This is a genomic window from Gemmobacter lanyuensis (assembly GCF_014652355.1).
Taxonomy (GTDB): Bacteria; Pseudomonadota; Alphaproteobacteria; order Rhodobacterales; family Rhodobacteraceae; genus Gemmobacter; species Gemmobacter lanyuensis.
The window spans coordinates 69,513-85,282 of sequence record NZ_BMYQ01000006.1; the positions used below are offsets into that span (position 1 = coordinate 69,513).

At 66.5% G+C, this 15,770-nt stretch carries 13 protein-coding genes; 6 read left to right on the top strand and 7 right to left on the bottom strand.

Annotated features, from left to right (window positions below):
• Window positions 1-11: 11 nt before the first annotated feature.
• Entirely contained in the window at window positions 12-536 is a 525-nt protein-coding gene (locus IE101_RS11165) for a peptidoglycan-binding protein (RefSeq protein WP_189633916.1), read from the bottom strand.
• A gap of 283 nt (window positions 537-819) precedes the next feature.
• On the opposite strand from IE101_RS11165, the gene IE101_RS11170 reads away from it, so the two are divergent.
• A complete protein-coding gene (locus IE101_RS11170; RefSeq protein WP_189633917.1) occupies window positions 820-3,231 on the top strand; it encodes a DEAD/DEAH box helicase in 2,412 nt (803 codons plus the stop codon).
• A gap of 43 nt (window positions 3,232-3,274) precedes the next feature.
• Here IE101_RS11170 and IE101_RS11175 read toward each other — a convergent pair whose 3' ends face one another.
• Both IE101_RS11175 and IE101_RS11180 read right to left on the bottom strand, forming a co-directional pair.
• Window positions 3,275-3,889 (bottom strand): enoyl-CoA hydratase/isomerase family protein, encoded by a 615-nt coding sequence (locus IE101_RS11175; RefSeq protein WP_189633918.1) that lies wholly within the window; start codon window positions 3,887-3,889, stop codon window positions 3,275-3,277.
• Entirely contained in the window at window positions 3,886-4,626 is a 741-nt protein-coding gene (locus IE101_RS11180; protein WP_189633919.1) for an SDR family oxidoreductase, read from the bottom strand. Before IE101_RS11180 ends, IE101_RS11175 begins: the two co-directional genes overlap by 4 nt.
• Before the next feature lie 125 nt (window positions 4,627-4,751).
• On the opposite strand from IE101_RS11180, the gene IE101_RS11185 reads away from it, so the two are divergent.
• The 5 genes from IE101_RS11185 to IE101_RS11205 all read left to right on the top strand — a co-directional run bounded on the left by IE101_RS11185 (window position 4,752) and on the right by IE101_RS11205 (window position 10,926).
• Window positions 4,752-6,269 (top strand): DUF2125 domain-containing protein, encoded by a 1,518-nt coding sequence (locus tag IE101_RS11185; RefSeq protein ID WP_189633920.1) that lies wholly within the window; start codon window positions 4,752-4,754, stop codon window positions 6,267-6,269.
• Between the two features lie 71 nt (window positions 6,270-6,340).
• On the top strand, window positions 6,341-7,876 hold the full coding sequence (locus tag IE101_RS11190) for a M24 family metallopeptidase (RefSeq protein WP_189633921.1): 1,536 nt from the start codon (window positions 6,341-6,343) through the stop codon (window positions 7,874-7,876).
• Between the two features lie 57 nt (window positions 7,877-7,933).
• On the top strand, window positions 7,934-9,274 hold the full coding sequence (locus IE101_RS11195) for a TldD/PmbA family protein (protein WP_189633922.1): 1,341 nt from the start codon (window positions 7,934-7,936) through the stop codon (window positions 9,272-9,274).
• Window positions 9,261-10,040 carry a 3'(2'),5'-bisphosphate nucleotidase CysQ gene (locus IE101_RS11200; protein ID WP_189633923.1) on the top strand — a complete coding sequence of 260 codons (780 nt, stop codon included), beginning with the start codon at window positions 9,261-9,263 and terminating at the stop codon, window positions 10,038-10,040. Before IE101_RS11195 ends, IE101_RS11200 begins: the two co-directional genes overlap by 14 nt.
• Window positions 10,030-10,926 (top strand): hypothetical protein, encoded by an 897-nt coding sequence (locus tag IE101_RS11205; protein WP_189633924.1) that lies wholly within the window; start codon window positions 10,030-10,032, stop codon window positions 10,924-10,926. The genes IE101_RS11200 and IE101_RS11205 overlap by 11 nt, the downstream gene beginning before the upstream one ends.
• 47 nt (window positions 10,927-10,973) lie before the next feature.
• On the opposite strand, the gene trxA is transcribed toward IE101_RS11205, so the two are convergent.
• The 4 genes from trxA to IE101_RS11225 all read right to left on the bottom strand — a co-directional run bounded on the left by trxA (window position 10,974) and on the right by IE101_RS11225 (window position 15,731).
• Entirely contained in the window at window positions 10,974-11,300 is a 327-nt protein-coding gene (gene trxA / locus IE101_RS11210; protein WP_189633925.1) for a thioredoxin, read from the bottom strand.
• A 298-nt stretch (window positions 11,301-11,598) separates the two neighbouring features.
• On the bottom strand, window positions 11,599-13,116 hold the full coding sequence (adh, locus tag IE101_RS11215) for an aldehyde dehydrogenase (RefSeq protein ID WP_189633926.1): 1,518 nt from the start codon (window positions 13,114-13,116) through the stop codon (window positions 11,599-11,601).
• Between the two features lie 129 nt (window positions 13,117-13,245).
• Window positions 13,246-14,193 (bottom strand): helix-turn-helix domain-containing protein, encoded by a 948-nt coding sequence (locus IE101_RS11220; protein WP_189633927.1) that lies wholly within the window; start codon window positions 14,191-14,193, stop codon window positions 13,246-13,248.
• A 92-nt stretch (window positions 14,194-14,285) separates the two neighbouring features.
• Window positions 14,286-15,731, bottom strand: coding sequence for an aldehyde dehydrogenase family protein (locus IE101_RS11225; RefSeq protein ID WP_189633928.1), 1,446 nt, complete (start codon window positions 15,729-15,731; stop codon window positions 14,286-14,288).
• Between the last annotated feature and the right edge of the window lie 39 nt (window positions 15,732-15,770).

The following is a 15,770-nucleotide window of genomic DNA, read 5'->3' on the forward strand; positions in this document are numbered from 1 at the left end:
GACAGCCGGGGTCAGTAGACGAGGCCGTCAAACACCCCATAGACACCCGAAGCGGTGTTCAGGCTGCTGCTTTGGCCACGGTCATTCGCATAGGCCACGATGGCATTGTAGGTGCCGGGGCCGAAAGACCCGTCAATGCCGCTGCGGTAATAGCCGTAGGCGGCCAGCTTTTGCTGAATGCGTTTGCGGTCGGTGTAGGTGTAGGAATTGAAGGCCTGCGCCGCCGGGGTGGAATAGATCGTCGGGCGATAGACCGGGGCATAGACGGGCTGTGGCGCCGGGGCCGGGCGATAAACCGGCTGGGGCGCGACGTAGTTGTACACGGGCGCTGGCTGGCGCGGCGTCTGGTAGCGCGGGCGGCGCATGTCATCCAGAACGCGGTCCATGATGACGGCGGTGGCCACGCCCTGCAGGAAGACGCGTTCATTCTTGCCAAGCGCCTGTGCGGGAAGCACCGCGGCCACGGTCAGGGCCAGCGCGGTCGCGCCGGTGATGATGGCTTTCGAGAGGGTGTGATGTTGGACAGCGGGCAGCATGTCGGTTTCCTTTCGCACTGCGGTTTTGCTGTGGTCCGAGATGACCTTTCCCTCGGCGCTAGGCAAAAACCGGGGTCTGCTATCGGATAACAACGCCCGAAACCGGCTCTGGTTGCCTCCGTTTGGGCCTGCGGGGGCGGAAGGTGCTATACAGAGGGGCGGTTTTGCTCTATGCGCGGCGGGTGGCTCCGATGATTCCGGGGCGGTCAGGCAGGGAGGCCAGACCGCAAGGGGAATGGATGGGCCGAAATCAGGGCCTGAACCGCCCCCTTTAGGAATCGACATGACCGATCTGAATATTGCGGCACCGCTGGCAGCGGCGCTTGCCGCCAAGGGCTATGAAACCCTTACCCCCGTGCAACAGGCCGTTCTGGCCGATGAGGTCGCCGGGCGCGACGCCCTTGTTTCGGCGCAGACCGGGTCGGGCAAGACGGTTGCCTTTGGTCTGGCCATGGCGCCGGAAGTGCTGGATGGCAACGACCGTCTGCTGTTTGCCGAAACCCCGCTTTCGCTGATCATCGCGCCGACGCGCGAACTGGCCCAGCAGGTCGCCCGCGAACTGACCTGGCTCTATGCCGAGGCAGGCGCCCAGATCGCCACCTGCGTGGGGGGCATGGACTATCGCAACGAGCGCCGCGCGCTGGAGCGTGGGGCCCATATCGTCGTCGGCACCCCCGGCCGTCTGCGCGACCATATCGAGCGCGGCAGCCTGGATCTGTCGCAGCTGCGCGTGGCCGTGCTGGACGAAGCCGATGAAATGCTGGACCTGGGCTTTGCCGAAGATCTGGAATTCATCCTTTCGGCCGCCCCGGAAGAGCGTCGCACGCTGATGTTCTCGGCCACGGTGCCGAAGGAAATCGCGGAACTGGCGAAATCCTTCCAGCGCGATGCGCTGCGTCTGCAAACGCAGGGCGAGGCCAAGCAGCACGTCGACATCGAATATCGCGCGCTGAACGTGTCGGCCCGTGACAAGGAACATGCGATCTTCAACGTCCTGCGCTTTTATGAAGCGCGCACCGCGATCGTGTTCTGCAAGACCCGGATGAACGTGAACCACCTGCTGGCGCGCATGGGCAACCGTGGCTTCCAGGTCGTGGCGCTGTCGGGTGAGCTGTCGCAATCGGAACGGATGCATGCGCTGCAGGCGCTGCGCGATGGCCGGGCGCGGGTCTGCATCGCGACCGATGTGGCCGCGCGCGGCATCGACCTGCCGGGCCTGGAACTGGTGATCCACGCCGATCTGCCGTCGAACAGCGAAACGCTGCTGCACCGTTCGGGCCGGACCGGCCGCGCGGGTCAGAAGGGTGTCTCGGCGTTGATCGTGCCGCCGGCCGAATTCCGCAAGGCACAGCGCCTGCTGGCGGGGGCCAAGGTCGTGGCCGAATGGGCGAAACCGCCGTCGGCCGAAGAGGTGCAGGAACGTGATGACGCCCGTCTGGTCGATCATCCGGTGCTGGCCGATGCCCCCGGTGACGAGGGCGCCCTGGCGCAGACCCTGCTTGACCGTTATGGCCCCGACCATGTCGCCGCCGCCTTCATCCGCCTGTGGCGCGAGGGGCGTTCGGCCCCCGAAGTGCTGCATGACAGCCTGCCCCCGCGTGAGGCTGCGGCCCCGCGTGAACGTGGCGAATTCGGCGATTCCGTCTGGTTTACCCTGTCGGTTGGCCATGAAGGCCGCGCCGAGGCGCGCTGGCTGCTGCCCAAGATCTGTGATGCCGTGGGCATCACCCGTGGTGAAATCGGCGCGATCCGCGTGCAGCAGACCGTGACCTTCGTGCAGATCGCCAAGGCGGTCGCCGGTCGCTTCGGCGCCTCGGTCGAAATCGAGCAGGGCCTGACGATGGAACGCATGGAAGGCGAGCCGAATCTGGCCCGCCCGGAACGTCCGCGTGGCGAACGTCCGCAGCGCGAAAAGCCCGCCTATGCGCCCAAGCCCTCGCGTTTTGTCGATGAGGAAGGTGAGGCCCCGCGTGAGCGCAAGGCCTATACCCCGCGCGAAGATGGCGAGCGTCGCCCCTATGGTGCCCGTGACGATGGCCCGCGCAAACCCTATGCCAAGCGCGAGGACGGGGATCGCAAGCCCTACACCCCGCGCGAAGGCGGTGAGCGCAAGCCCTATGGCGCCCGCGAAGATAGCCCGCGCAAACCCTATGCCAAGCGCGAGGACGGGGATCGCAAGCCCTATACCCCGCGCGAAGGCGGTGAGCGCAAGCCTTACGGCGCGCGTGAGGATGGCCCGCGCAAGCCCTATGCCAAGCGCGAAGACGGGGATCGCAAACCCTATGCCCCGCGTGAGGGCGGCGACCGCAAGCCCTATGGCGCGCGGGAAGACGGGCCGCGCAAACCCTATGTGAAGCGCGAGGACGGCGACAGCAAGCCTTGGGCCAAGCGGGACGATTCTTCGGCCCCGCGCAAGCCTTATGCCCCCCGTGGCGAAGGCGCCGAGGGTGCGGATCGCAAGCCGCGTTGGAAGGCGGGCGACCGCCCCGAGGGCAAGTCGGCCCCGCGTTCGACGGGTTTCAAGTCGCATGGCGGCGCGTCTGACAAACCGGCCCGCGCCTTCGGGACCAAATCCCACGCCAGCGAAGGTGGCGCCTATGCGGGCCGTCCGGCCAAGGGCAAGCCCGCACCGAAACCCGCCCCGCGCGATGCGCGTGACACCTCCAAGCGGTTCACGCCGCCGAAGAAAGGCTGATCCAGCCATCGGATCGGGAAAGGGGGCCGCGCGGCCCCCTTTTTCATTGCGTCATCGCCTTGATCGCCGCGACATGCGCGGCAGTGGCCTGCAAAGGATCGGCGGCAAGGCTGGACACCATTTCCATCAGCGTTTCGGGCGGGGTGATGCGGTCGATCAGGCCCCAGGCCAGCGCCTCTGCGGCCTCGATCCTTGCGCCTGCCATCAGGATCATGCGCGCCCGCGCCGGTCCCACCAGCGCCACCAGCCGCGCGGGGTCTGAAGGTTGGGGCAGGAAGCCAAGCTTCATCACCGGGTAAAAGACCTTGATGCCCGGCACCGCGATCCGCAGATCGCAGGCCAGCGCCATGCCCATGGCACCCCCCGCCAGTGTGCCGTTCAGTGCCGCGATGGTCAGGCAGGGCAGCGCCGCAATCGCGCCCGACAGGCGTTCCCAGACGTCATCCGTGGCAAGGCCCGCCCGCGCTTCTTCAAGGTCCGCTCCGGCGGAAAACACCTTGCCGGTGCCGGTCAGCACGAAAACCCGCGCGCCTTCGGCCGCGGCGCGATGGGCAAGGGTGGTCAGCTCCTCCAGCATGGCCTTGGTCAGCGAATTGGCCTTGTCGGGCCGGTTCAGCGTGACGGTCCAAAGCCCGCCGTCAATCTTCAGATCGATCATATCAGCCCCACCGCCCGGCGGATGCTGTCCTCGCGCAGCGAGATTTCCTGTCCCCGGTAGCCTTCGGCCCCCGTCCCGCACATCCACAGCAGCGCCCGCGCGGGCCAGTCGGCGGGGATATGGTCCGTCACTTCAAGCTTCGAGACAGGGTTGATCCCCGAGGCCTTGATCTGCACCTGCATCTCGGTTGCGACGGTGCCGGGCGACAGGCCCATCACGCGCAGCCAGTCGCCCTCTTCCTCATGCAGGGCGCGGGTCAACATGGCGGCCCCGGCCTTGCTGGCGCAATAGGCGCTCCAGCCTTCCAGCGGGCGATGGGCGGCGCCCGAAGATACGGTCAGGATCGTGCCGCGCCGTTGTGGTTTCATCACGGGCAGCACGGCGCGAATGCCGTGGAAGACGCCCGTCAGGTTGATGTCGATCAGCCGCGCCCAGGCGGCGGGATCGGCATGTTCCAACCGGGCAATGGGGTCGATCACGCCGGCATTGTTGATCCAGACATCGATGCCGCCCCATTCCGAGACGATCTGCCCCACCGCCCCGGATACCTCGGGCCAGCTGGCGACATCGCAGGGCAGCGCCATGGCCTGCGGGCCGATGCTGTCGGCCAATTCCGCAATTGCCCCCGCGTTGCGCGACAAAAGCGCCACCCGCGCGCCTTCGGCTGCGAAAATCCGCGCGGCGGCGGCCCCGATCCCTCGGCTTGCGCCGGTTATTGCCACGACCTGTCCCTGCATGTGACTGGCTCCTTTCCTCGCTTCCGAAAGATTGTTACCTGAAGGGATGTTGCTTGGGAAACCCTTGACCGGAACCCGGCGCAAGAGGATGCTTTTAGCTGGATTGGATCCGGGGAGGTTTCATTATGAAACAGTGGAAATTTTTGGGCACGACCGCCTTTGTCGCGCTGGTTGCCGGCAATGCCGCCCTGGCCGAAGTGACGCCCCAAGAGGTGTGGGACAACTGGAAATCGCTGGCGGAATCCTACGGCCAGACGATCACCGTCGAAGACGAGGCCGAAGACGGCGACGCGCTGGTGGTGACGGGGGTCGAGATCACATCTGCCACCGAAGGTGCCGAAGCCGATGCCACGCTGAGCATTGACGAGCTGACCTTCACCGACAATGGCGATGGTTCTGTCGATGTGACCCTGAGCGAGACCTCGACCCTTGCGATCCGCGCCGCAGGCGAAGAGGGCAAGGCCGACACACTGACCACGCTTGACATCGTGACACCCGGCCTGGTGATTACCGCATCGGGCGAAGCCAGCGAGACGCGCTATGACTATGAAGGCCCGACGGTCTCGGTCAAGCTGGCTGGTGTGGAGGGCCCCGATGCCGATACGCCGAAGGACTTGAAGGCCGAGGTCAACCTGACCGCCCTTGCAGGCAACTATCTGGTTGCTGGTGAAACCGACAAGACCATCACCAGCTCCATGTCGGCCGAAGGCATCGCGATGGTGCTGTTCGGGACCAACCCCGAAGATGGGTCCAAGATCGATGCCAAGGTCAATTTGGCCGGGCTGAGCGGCCAATCGACCTCGAAGATGGTGGGCGACATGGCCGAAATGGCGGCAGCGCTCAAGGCGGGGACGTCGATTCAGGGCGACATGGCCTATCAAAGCGCCAGCATCGAAATGGCCGTGACCGAGGCCGAGGGCGAGACCAAGATCAACGCGACGAACGCCGGGGGCAATCTGGCCTTTGCGATGGATGCGGCCAAACTGTCCTATGGCGGCACCGCGAAGGATGCGAGCTTCACCATTTCGGGCGCGCAGATCCCTGTGCCGCAGGTCAATCTGGCCTACAAGGAAGGCGCCTTCAACTTTGTGATGCCGGTGTCGAAAAGCGACACCCCAGCCGAGTTTGCCTTCCTGACCAAGATCGTCGATCTGACCATCTCGGACGAGATCTGGGCCATGCTCGACCCGACCGCGCAGCTGCCGCGCGATCCGATGACGGTGATCCTCGATACCAAGGGGACCGCAAAACTTTCGGTGGACCTGATGGATGAAGCGGCCATGGCGGCCCTTGGCCAAGGCGCACCGGGCGAGCTGCATTCGCTTGATATCAACGCGTTGCAGGTCAAGCTTGCCGGGGCCGATATCACCGGACAGGGCGCGCTGACCTTCGACAACACCGACCTGACCACCTATGGTGGCATGCCCGCGCCGACTGGCAAGGTTGATCTGAAGGCCACCGGCCTGAACGGTCTGCTGGACAAGCTGATGGCCATGGGGCTGGTGCCGGAAGATCAGATGATGGGGGCGCGGATGATGCTGGGCATGTTCGCCAAGGTCGTCGAGGGCGAACCCGACACCATGACTTCGTCGCTGGAATTCAAGGACAAGCACTTCTTTGCCAACGGCATGCAGCTGCAATAAGCTGCCCCTGACGCATGTGCATCACGGGCCGCCCATGCCGGGCGGCCCTTTTTCTTTGACCGGAGCGCCGCATGACCCCGACTGCCTTGTTTGCCGATCTGCACCGCGAAGCCATCGCCCTTGGGGGCGCCCGGCTCTTTACCGTTTCGGTGCAGGACAACGCGGCGGGGCTGGCGCTGCGGGCCTATACATCCGACCCTGCGGCCTATCCGCTTTCGGTGCCGAAGCCGATCCAGCAGGATGACTGGTCGCGCCGGGTGCTGATCGAAGGGCAGCCCTTCATCGCCAATACGACCGCCGAATTCGCGCCTTATTTCTTTGACCATGCCCAGATCAATGCGCTGGGGTGTCATTCGGCGGCGAACCTGCCGGTGGTTGACGGCGGGCAGGTTCTGGGCACGCTGAACATTCTGGATGTCGAAGGGCATTTCACCCCTGACCGCGTGGCCGCGCTGCAGGCGATGATCGCCCGCCGCCTGCCTGAAATCGCCGCCGCGATGCGGTCGGTGCCGATGGGGGCGTCGGTCTTTGCGGCGCGGCTGGCGCGGCTGCGGGTGCGGATGGTCGAGGCGGGGGTTGATCTGGTCGCGCTGGCGCCGGGGGCGCATTTGCGCTGGCTGGTGGGCGTGTCGCCCTTTGCCGATGAACGCCCCTGCGTGGCGCTGATCGGTCATCGCGGGGCCGGGTTCCTGATGCCGCGGCTGAATGCCGATGATGTGCGTCAGCACACCGACTGGCCGTTCTGGGAATGGGGCGATGACGCCGGGCCGGGCGCGGCCCTGGCCGAGGCGCTAGCCAGCCTTGGTCCGATCGGTTCCATCAGTCTCGATGAAACCATGCGCGCCGATCATGCGCTTTTGCTGATTGATGCCCTGCCGGGGGTGACGCGCAGCTTTGCCGCAACGACTGTCGGCCATCTGCGCCTGCGCAAGGACGCGGCCGAGATCGCGGCCCTGCGGGAAAACGCCCGCATTGCTGACAAGGCACAGGCCGCCCTGCGGGCCGCGATCCGCCCCGGTGTGACCGAGGAGGATCTGGCCGAGGCCGCGCGCGCGGCCTTCATCGCCGAAGGGGCCGTGCCGGAGTTTACCATCGTGGGGGCCGGGGCCAATGGCGCCTTCCCCCACCACCACACCGGCCAGACGGTGGTGCAGCCGGGTGACGCGCTGGTCTGTGACATCGGCGCGCGCAAGGACGGCTACTATTCCGACATCACGCGGATGGCCGTCTGCGGCCCGCTGCCCGAAGGCTATGCCGAGGTGCATGCCGTGGTGGATGCTGCCGTTGCCGCCGCGCTGGCCGCCATCCGCCCCGGCGTGCGGGCGCGCGACATTGACGCCGCCGCCCGTGGTGTGATCACGGCGGCAGGGTATGGCGACTATTTCACCCACCGCACCGGCCATGGCGTCGGGCAGGAAATCCATGAACCGCCCTATATCACCGGCGTCTCGGATGTTGTTCTCGAACCCGGCATGGTCTTTACCATCGAACCCGGCATCTATCTGCCGGGTCGCTTTGGCATCCGGCTTGAGGAAATCGCGGTCGTCACCGAAACGGGGTGCGAGATCCTGTCCACCCTGTCGCGCGCGGTCCATGTCGCAAGCTGACCCTTGCCGAATGGCGGCGGGCAGCTTAGCTGCCAAAGGAAGACACAAGGATTTGCCATGACTGATCTTGCCTCGTTGACCCATGCCCTGCTGGAGGCCGCGCAAAAGGCCGGGGCCGATGCTGCCGATGCCTTGGCGGTGGAGGGCACCTCCATGTCCATCGACATCCGGCAGGGGAAGCTGGAACAGGCGGAACGGGCCGAGGGGATCGAGCTGGGTCTGCGCGTGCTGATCGGCGGACGGCAGGCCTGCGTGTCGGTCTCGGACACCTCGGCCCGGACACTGGCCGATGTGGCGGAACGCGCCGTCGCCATGGCGCGCGAGGCCCCGAATGACCCCTATGCCGGGCTGGCCGACCCGGATCAGATCGCCCGTGGCTGGGATCTTGCTGCCTTCGATCTGGTCGAGGATGCCGCCGAACCCAGCGCCCGCGCGCTGGAAGAGGCCGCCCGCGCCGTTGAGGCCGCGGCCATGTCGGTGCCGGGCATCCGTCAGGTTGAAGCTTCGGCCGGTTATGCACAGCGGCGCATGTTCCTTGCGGCGACCAACGGCTTCGCCGGGGGCTATGCGCGCAGTTCCCATTCCAATTCCGCCGTCGCCTTCACCGGCGAAGGCACGGGGATGGAGCGCGACTATGCCGGGGAATCGCGCATCTATGCCGCCGACATGCCCAGCCCCGACAGCATCGGCCAACTGGCCGCCGAACGCGCGCTGGCGCGTGCGGGGGCGCGCAAGCCGAGAACCGGCAGCTTCCCGGTGCTCTTTGATGAACGCATCGCACAAAGCCTGATCGGGCATCTGCTCTCGGCGATCAACGGGGCCTCGATCGCGCGGGGGTCAAGCTGGCTGCGCGATGCCCTGGGCCAGCAGGTGCTGCCCAAGGGCCTGTCGGTGATCGAAGACCCGCATCGCCCGCGCGTCCCCGGATCGCGCCCCTTTGACGGTGAAGGGCTGCCCACGCAGCGCCGGGTGATCGTGGAAAATGGCATCCTGACGGGGTGGACACTGGACCTTGCTACGGGGCGCAAGCTTGGCATGCCGTCAACTGCCAATGCCGCGCGCGGCACCTCGGCGCCGCCGTCGCCTGCGACTTCGAACATCGATCTCACGCCCGGCACCGCCACGCGCAAGCAGCTGATCGGGCAGATGGGCACGGGGCTTCTGGTCACCTCGATGATCGGATCGACGATCAACCCGACCACGGGCGATTATTCGCGCGGCGCGGCGGGGTTCTGGGTCGAGGATGGCGAAATCACCTATCCTGTCAATGAATGCACCATCGCAGGCAATCTGCGCGACATGCTGCTGTCGATGATTGCCGCCAACGACGCGCGGGCGCATCTGTCCACCCGGGTTCCCAGCCTGCTTGTCGAAGGGATGACGCTTGCCGGCGCGTGACCTCGCCCTTCTGACCGAGGCCGCGCGCAGCGCCGGGGCCATTGCGCTGCGCTATTGGCGCCAGGCCCCCAAGGTCTGGGAGAAGCCGGGTCAAGGCCCGGTGACCGAGGCCGATCTGGCGGTGAATGATCACCTGCGCGGCCTGCTGCGCGGCGCCCGCCCCGATTACGGCTGGCTGTCCGAGGAAGACGCCGACAGCCCCGCGCGGCTGGGGCAGGACCGGCTTTTCGTGCTCGACCCGATTGATGGCACCCGCGCCTTCATCGCGGGGGAGGAGACTTTTGCCGTCTCGCTGGCCGTGGTGCGGCAGGGGCAGCCGATGGCGGGGGTGGTTTATCTGCCTGCGCTGGACCGGCTGTACACCGCCAGTGCTGGGGGTGTTGCGCTGAAGGATGGTCAGCCGATCCGCGCCAGCGGCCAGCTGGGCATCGAAGGGGCGACCCTGCTGACCACTGCCGCCGCCATGGCGCCGGAACATTGGCCCGGTGGTGTCCCCGATCTGAAGCGCAGCTTCCGCGCCTCGCTTGCCTATCGGCTGTGTCTCGTGGCCGAGGGGCGGCACGACGGGATGCTCACGCTGCGCGACGCTTGGGAATGGGATATTGCCGCCGGAGCGCTGATCGCTGCGGTGGCCGGGGCGCAGGTGACGGATCGCACCGGCGCCGTGCTGGAGTTCAACCGCCCGCATCCGCAGGCGGCCGGGGTGATCGCCGCCGCGCCGGGCCTGCATGGGGCCTTGCTGGCGCGTCTTGGGCATGGCGGCTGACCGGCAGCTGCACCTTTATCTGCCCGCGCATCTGCGGCGGGATCAGCTGGCCGGGCAGGTCAATATCCTCGCGCGGCTGATTGAGGCGCTGCCAGACTGGCAGCTGCATCACCACCCCGAGGCCGAGGGCGCCGCCCCGCCGCCGCGCCCCGGATTCACCCTGACCCATATGCAGGAACCCGTCGGGCCGCGCAATCTTTGCCTGCGGCGGACCTATTTCTACCCGTTCTGGCGGATCGAGCCGACGAATGCCCGCTGGGACTATGCCGTCACCCGTGCCACCCCCGATTACAGCCGCATCCCGCCGGAGCGCGCCCGCAACTTCCACCAGCGCCTGCGCGACCGTGTGCTGGAGGGGCGGGTGGTCACGCGCGAAGGCTTTGTCTTTATGCCGCTCCAGGGGCGACTGACCGAACACCGGTCGTTCCAGAGCATGAGCCCCCTCGACATGATCCGCGCTACGCTGGACACGCAGCCCCTGCCGGTGAAGGCGACGCTGCACCCGTCGGAAACCTATGGCGCGGCGGATCATGCGGCGCTGGCGGCGCTGGCCCGCCACCCCCGGTTTCAGCTGGTGCAGGCGGGTGCCGCCGATCTGATCGCGCGCTGTGACCATGTGGTCAGCCAGAATTCCGCGGTGGCCCTGCAAGCGATGATCGCCGGGAAGGGGGCGGTGCTGTTCGCGGGGATCGATTTTCACCACCCCGCCGGATCGGTGCCGCGTGACGGGCTGGCCCGCGCATTCGAGATTGGCCGGGAAGCACCGCGCAAGATGACGGAATACCTGTGGTGGTTCTTCCGCCACCGCGCGATTGACGCGCAATCCGATCAGGCGGCGGCGCAGATCCGTGCCCTGCTGGCCGCGCAGGGCTGGCCGATCGCATGAAAAAGGCGGCCCCCAAGGACCGCCTTTCCCATCATCTGCAACGTGGATCAGATCGCCGACTGGATCCAGTTGGCCAGCGCGGCCTTCGGCGCGGCGCCAACCTTGTTCGACACGACCTGACCATCCTTGAACAGGAACAGCGCCGGGATGCCGCGCACACCCAGCACGGCCGGGCTGTCGGGGTTTTCGTCCACGTTCACTTTCACGATCTTGACCTTGCCGGCATATTCGGTGGCCAGCTCTTCCAGAGCCGGGCCGATCTGACGGCACGGGCCACACCATTCGGCCCAGAAATCGACGACGACCGGGATCGGCGACTGGCGCACTTCGGCGTCGAAGGTGGCATCGGTGACGGCAACGGTTGCGGCGCCCATGATCATTCTCCAAGGGAATCTGTCGGGGTCAGAACGTAAGGAGCCGGGGGCGGGGCGTCAAGCAGTTGCGCTCCCGTGCAGGCGGACCTCAGCATATCGCAGCCGAACCCTGTTCTGCGGGTCGGGCCTTGCAGCAGACCCCTGTTCCGCCGCCGCTGCCCCGAAAGGGAACACCGCCCCGGCCGTGTTCGGGCCGGGGCGGTGAACGTTCTTAAATCCGGTCCGGGCAGGCGCCCGGACCCTCACTCATAAAGTCAGGAGGACTGACCTCAAAACGGGGGGAGAGGCCCCGCCAACCTCAGAAGAAGCCAAGCTTGTTCGGGTTGTAGCTCACCAGCAGGTTCTTGGTTTCCTGATAGTGGTCGAGCATCATCTTGTGGGTTTCGCGCCCGATGCCCGACTGTTTGTAGCCGCCGAAGGCTGCCCCGGCCGGATAAGCGTGGTAGCAGTTCGTCCAGACGCGGCCCGCCTCGATCGCGCGGCCGGCGCGGTAGGCGGTATTCATGTCGCGGCTCCAAACCCCGGCGCCAAGGCCGAAGACGGTGTCATTCGCGATCTCGATCGCTTCGTCGATGGTCTTGAAGGTGGTCACCGACACGACCGGACCAAAGATTTCTTCCTGGAAGATCCGCATCTTGTTGTGGCCTTCAAAGACCGTGGGCTGGATGTAGAAGCCCTGCGACAGATCGCCGCCAAAGCTCTGGGCCGAGCCGCCGGTCAGCACCTTGGCGCCTTCCTTGCGGCCGATTTCCAGATAGGAGCTGATCTTGTCGAACTGCTCTTGGCTGGCTTGCGCGCCGATCATGGTATTGGTGGCGCGCGGGTCGCCTGCGACGATGGCCTCGACACGCTTCAGGGCCCGTTCCATGAAGCGGTCATAGATCGATTCCTGAACTAGCGCACGCGACGGGCAGGTGCAGACCTCGCCCTGGTTCAGCGCGAACAGCGCGAAACCTTCCAGCGCCTTGTCAAAGAATTCGTCATCTTCGCGCATCACGTCTTCGAAGAAGATGTTGGGCGATTTGCCACCCAGTTCCAGCGTGATGTTGGTCAGGTTGTCAGCGGCGGCGCGCATGATAGCCTTGCCGACCGGGGTCGAGCCGGTGAAGGCGATCTTGGCGATGCGGTTCGAGGCGGCCAGCGGCGCGCCCGCTTCCAACCCGAGGCCGTTCACGATGTTCAGCACGCCCGCGGGCAGCAGGTCTTCGATGAACTGCATCAGATAGAGGATCGAGGCCGGGGTCTGTTCCGCCGGTTTCAGCACGACGCAGTTGCCCGCCGCCAGTGCCGGGGCCAGTTTCCAGGCCGCCATCAGGATCGGGAAGTTCCACGGGATGATCTGCCCGACCACGCCCAGCGGTTCGTGGAAGTGATAGGCGACGGTGTCATTGTCGATCTGCCCGATCGAACCTTCCTGCGCGCGGATCGCCCCGGCGAAATAGCGGAAATGATCAATCGCCAGCGGGATGTCGGCGGCCAGGGTTTCGCGCAGCGGTTTGCCGTTGTCCCAGGTTTCGGCGATGGCGATGGCCTCGAGGTTGGCCTCCATCCGGTCGGCGATCTTGAGCAGCATGTTCGAGCGTTCGGTGGTCGAGGTGGCGGCCCAGCGGCGGCGGGCGGCATGGGCGGCGTCCAGCGCAGCCTCGATGTCGGCGGCGTTCGAGCGCGGCACCTCGCAGACGATCTGCCCGGTCACGGGCGAGATATTGGGCATGTATTGCCCCGATTTCGGTGCCACCCACTGCCCGCCGATGAAGTTGTCGTAGCGGGTTTTGAACGGCGCGGCCTTGAGGTCGAAGGTCTCAAGCTTGGTCATGGGTCTCTCCTCCTGGGCCGCCTCCTCGCGGCCGATGGGAAGAGTGTGGGGGCAGGGGGGATTCGCGTCACCGGGGGGGAGTGCGGGGGACTGGGCCATCTGTCTCAGATCTGAGACAGATGGCGGGGGTCAATCGCGCGGGCCGAGCTTGCGGTGGAAGGTGGCGCGGCTGATACCAAGGCTGCGCGCCGCCGCCGAGGCATTGCCGCCCGACCGCGCCAGCGCGCGAGCGATCACGGCGCGTTCGCCGTCTTCCAGCGTGGCGCGGGATTCGACACCCAGCAGATCGGCGGCGGGCACAGGATTGCGCGCCAGATCGCCCTTCAGGCCGAAATGCGCGCGGGCGGTGCGGGTTGCGCCCACCACCAGCTCATCTGCATCGACAGCCAGCAGCGCCCCGGCCCCCCGATCCAGCCCCGGCACCAGCATCAGGCGCAGGGCGGGGAAATGCGCGCGGAAAAGATCGGCCTCGATCCGGCGGGCGGCCTCGGTCACGGAATGGGCGACCAGGGTCATCACCGCTTCGGAACAGGCCGCCGAAGCGGTCGAGACATCCAGCACCGCCGTCAGCCGCCCTTCGGCATCATGGATCGGCGCCGAGGTGCAGCTGAGCCCGATGTTTGCGGGCAGAAAATGCTGGTCGCGGTGAATGGTGATGGCGCGGCCTTCGGCGATGCAGGTGCCGATGGCATTGGTGCCGGCCAGCGCCTCGGACCAGCGCGTGCCGGTCCAAAGACCGCAATCGGCGAAATCACGGTCATCGCCCGCATTGCCGCGCCGGTCCACCGGCACGCCGTCGCGATCCGACAGCACGACACAGGTGCCAAGCCCCCCCACCGCCCGGAACAGCCGGTCGAGCGTCGGGGCGGCGGTGCGGACCGTGGGGTCCATGCGTTCGCGGATCAGGCCGAATTCCTCGGCCGTCAGGCGCGGCGGCAGGCGATGCCCCACGGGGTCGAGCCCGTGCATCCGCGCCGACCGCGACCATGAGGCGGCGATGGGGGACCGTGCGGCCTCACCCGCCTGAAGCGCGGCCTCGATCCGGGCGATGTGGTGGCGGGTGTCTGTCGCGAGCATGCGGTCCTCCTCTGCGGCGGGCAGGGTCGCGCCAGTCTAGGGCATCTGGCGGCCGGGTCACTGCGACCATGGTCGCAGACCCCGGCCTTGCGTCATTCCGCCGCGCTGTCCCAGCCGGAAATCGCTTTGGCTTCAAGGAATTCCTCGATCCCCCAATGGCCGCCTTCCCGCGCCCGACCCGAGGCCTTGATCCCCCCGAAGGGGCTGCCTGCGGCGCGGGATTTGCCGTTCATCTCGACCATGCCCGACCGCAGCTGCCGCGCCAGCCGGTTGCGCCGCGCGCCATCGGTGCTTTGGACATAGTTGGTCAGGCCATAAGGCGTGTCATTGGCGATGCGGACGGCCTCTTCCTCGGTGTCGAAGGGGATGATCGACAGCACCGGCCCGAAGATTTCTTCGCGTTCGATGGTCATGCCCGGTTTCACATCGGCAAAGACCGTGGGTTTGACATAGAAGCCGCGGTTCAGATGTTCCGGAAGGCCCAACCCCCCGGCCACCAGACGGGCGCCTTCGTCGATGCCCTTCTGGATATAGCCCTGAATCTGGTCCCACTGGCGCTTGTTCACCACCGGGCCGATATGGCGGCCTTCCTTCGAGGCCGGGCCGACCTCGATCCCCTGGGCGATGGCGGCGGCCTTTTCCACCGTCGCGTCATAGATCGACCGTTCCACCAGCATGCGCGAGGGCGCGTTGCAGGACTGGCCCGAGTTGTTCATCATATGGCGCACGCCGCGTTCCACCGCCTTTTCATCGGCATCGGCGAAGATCAGGTTGGCGCCCTTGCCACCCAGCTCCAGCGTGACGCGTTTGAGCGTTTCGGCCGCCGTGCGGCTGATCGCGCGCCCCGCACGGGTTGACCCGGTGAAGGAGATCATCTCGACATCCGGATGTTCCGACAGCCGCGTACCCACGCCCAGACCATCGCCATTCACCAGATTGAACACCCCCGGCGGCACCCCGGCATCATGCACGAATTCCGCAAAGAGCATCGAGGACAGCGGCGCCTCTTCCGAGGGTTTCAGCACGCAGGTGCAACCCGCCAGCAGCGCCGGGATCACCTTCAGCGTGACCTGGTTCATCGGCCAGTTCCAAGGCGTGATCAGCCCCACGACCCCGATGGGTTCCAGCGCGATGCGGTCATTCGGGGCATGGGGGCCAAGCGGGCGCACCCATTCGATCGCGTCAAAGGCGGTCAGGAAGTTCTTCAGGTGCCAAGGCAGGCAAGGCGCCTGGCTTTCGCGGGCAAGCTTGATCGGCGCCCCCATCTCCAGGCTGATGGCCTTGGCCATTTCCTCGGTCCGCGCTTCATATTGCTCAAGGATTTTCACGACATAGGCGCGGCGCACTTCGGGTGCGGTGGCTGCCCAGGCCGGGAAGGCCGCCTTGGCCGCCGCAACGGCGCGGTCACAATCGGCGGCAGACCCCAGCGAAATCACCGCGCAGGCATCTTCGGTCGAGGGGTCGATCACCGGGCAATCGCGCGGGGCCAGCGGTGCCACCCAGGCACCGTCAATATAGAAGTCGCGCTTTTCGATCATGGGGGCCTCCATTGTTGGGCGCATGATGGCTGCCCCGGT

Coding starts and splice junctions, on each gene's coding strand:
- IE101_RS11165 (WP_189633916.1), bottom strand. CDS start 536: ATGCTGCCCGCTGTCCAACATCACACCCTCTCGAAAGCCATCATCACC.
- IE101_RS11170 (WP_189633917.1), top strand. CDS start 820: ATGACCGATCTGAATATTGCGGCACCGCTGGCAGCGGCGCTTGCCGCC.
- IE101_RS11175 (WP_189633918.1), bottom strand. CDS start 3,889: ATGATCGATCTGAAGATTGACGGCGGGCTTTGGACCGTCACGCTGAAC.
- IE101_RS11180 (WP_189633919.1), bottom strand. CDS start 4,626: ATGCAGGGACAGGTCGTGGCAATAACCGGCGCAAGCCGAGGGATCGGG.
- IE101_RS11185 (WP_189633920.1), top strand. CDS start 4,752: ATGAAACAGTGGAAATTTTTGGGCACGACCGCCTTTGTCGCGCTGGTT.
- IE101_RS11190 (WP_189633921.1), top strand. CDS start 6,341: ATGACCCCGACTGCCTTGTTTGCCGATCTGCACCGCGAAGCCATCGCC.
- IE101_RS11195 (WP_189633922.1), top strand. CDS start 7,934: ATGACTGATCTTGCCTCGTTGACCCATGCCCTGCTGGAGGCCGCGCAA.
- IE101_RS11205 (WP_189633924.1), top strand. CDS start 10,030: ATGGCGGCTGACCGGCAGCTGCACCTTTATCTGCCCGCGCATCTGCGG.
- trxA (WP_189633925.1), bottom strand. CDS start 11,300: ATGGGCGCCGCAACCGTTGCCGTCACCGATGCCACCTTCGACGCCGAA.
- adh (WP_189633926.1), bottom strand. CDS start 13,116: ATGACCAAGCTTGAGACCTTCGACCTCAAGGCCGCGCCGTTCAAAACC.
- IE101_RS11220 (WP_189633927.1), bottom strand. CDS start 14,193: ATGCTCGCGACAGACACCCGCCACCACATCGCCCGGATCGAGGCCGCG.
- IE101_RS11225 (WP_189633928.1), bottom strand. CDS start 15,731: ATGATCGAAAAGCGCGACTTCTATATTGACGGTGCCTGGGTGGCACCG.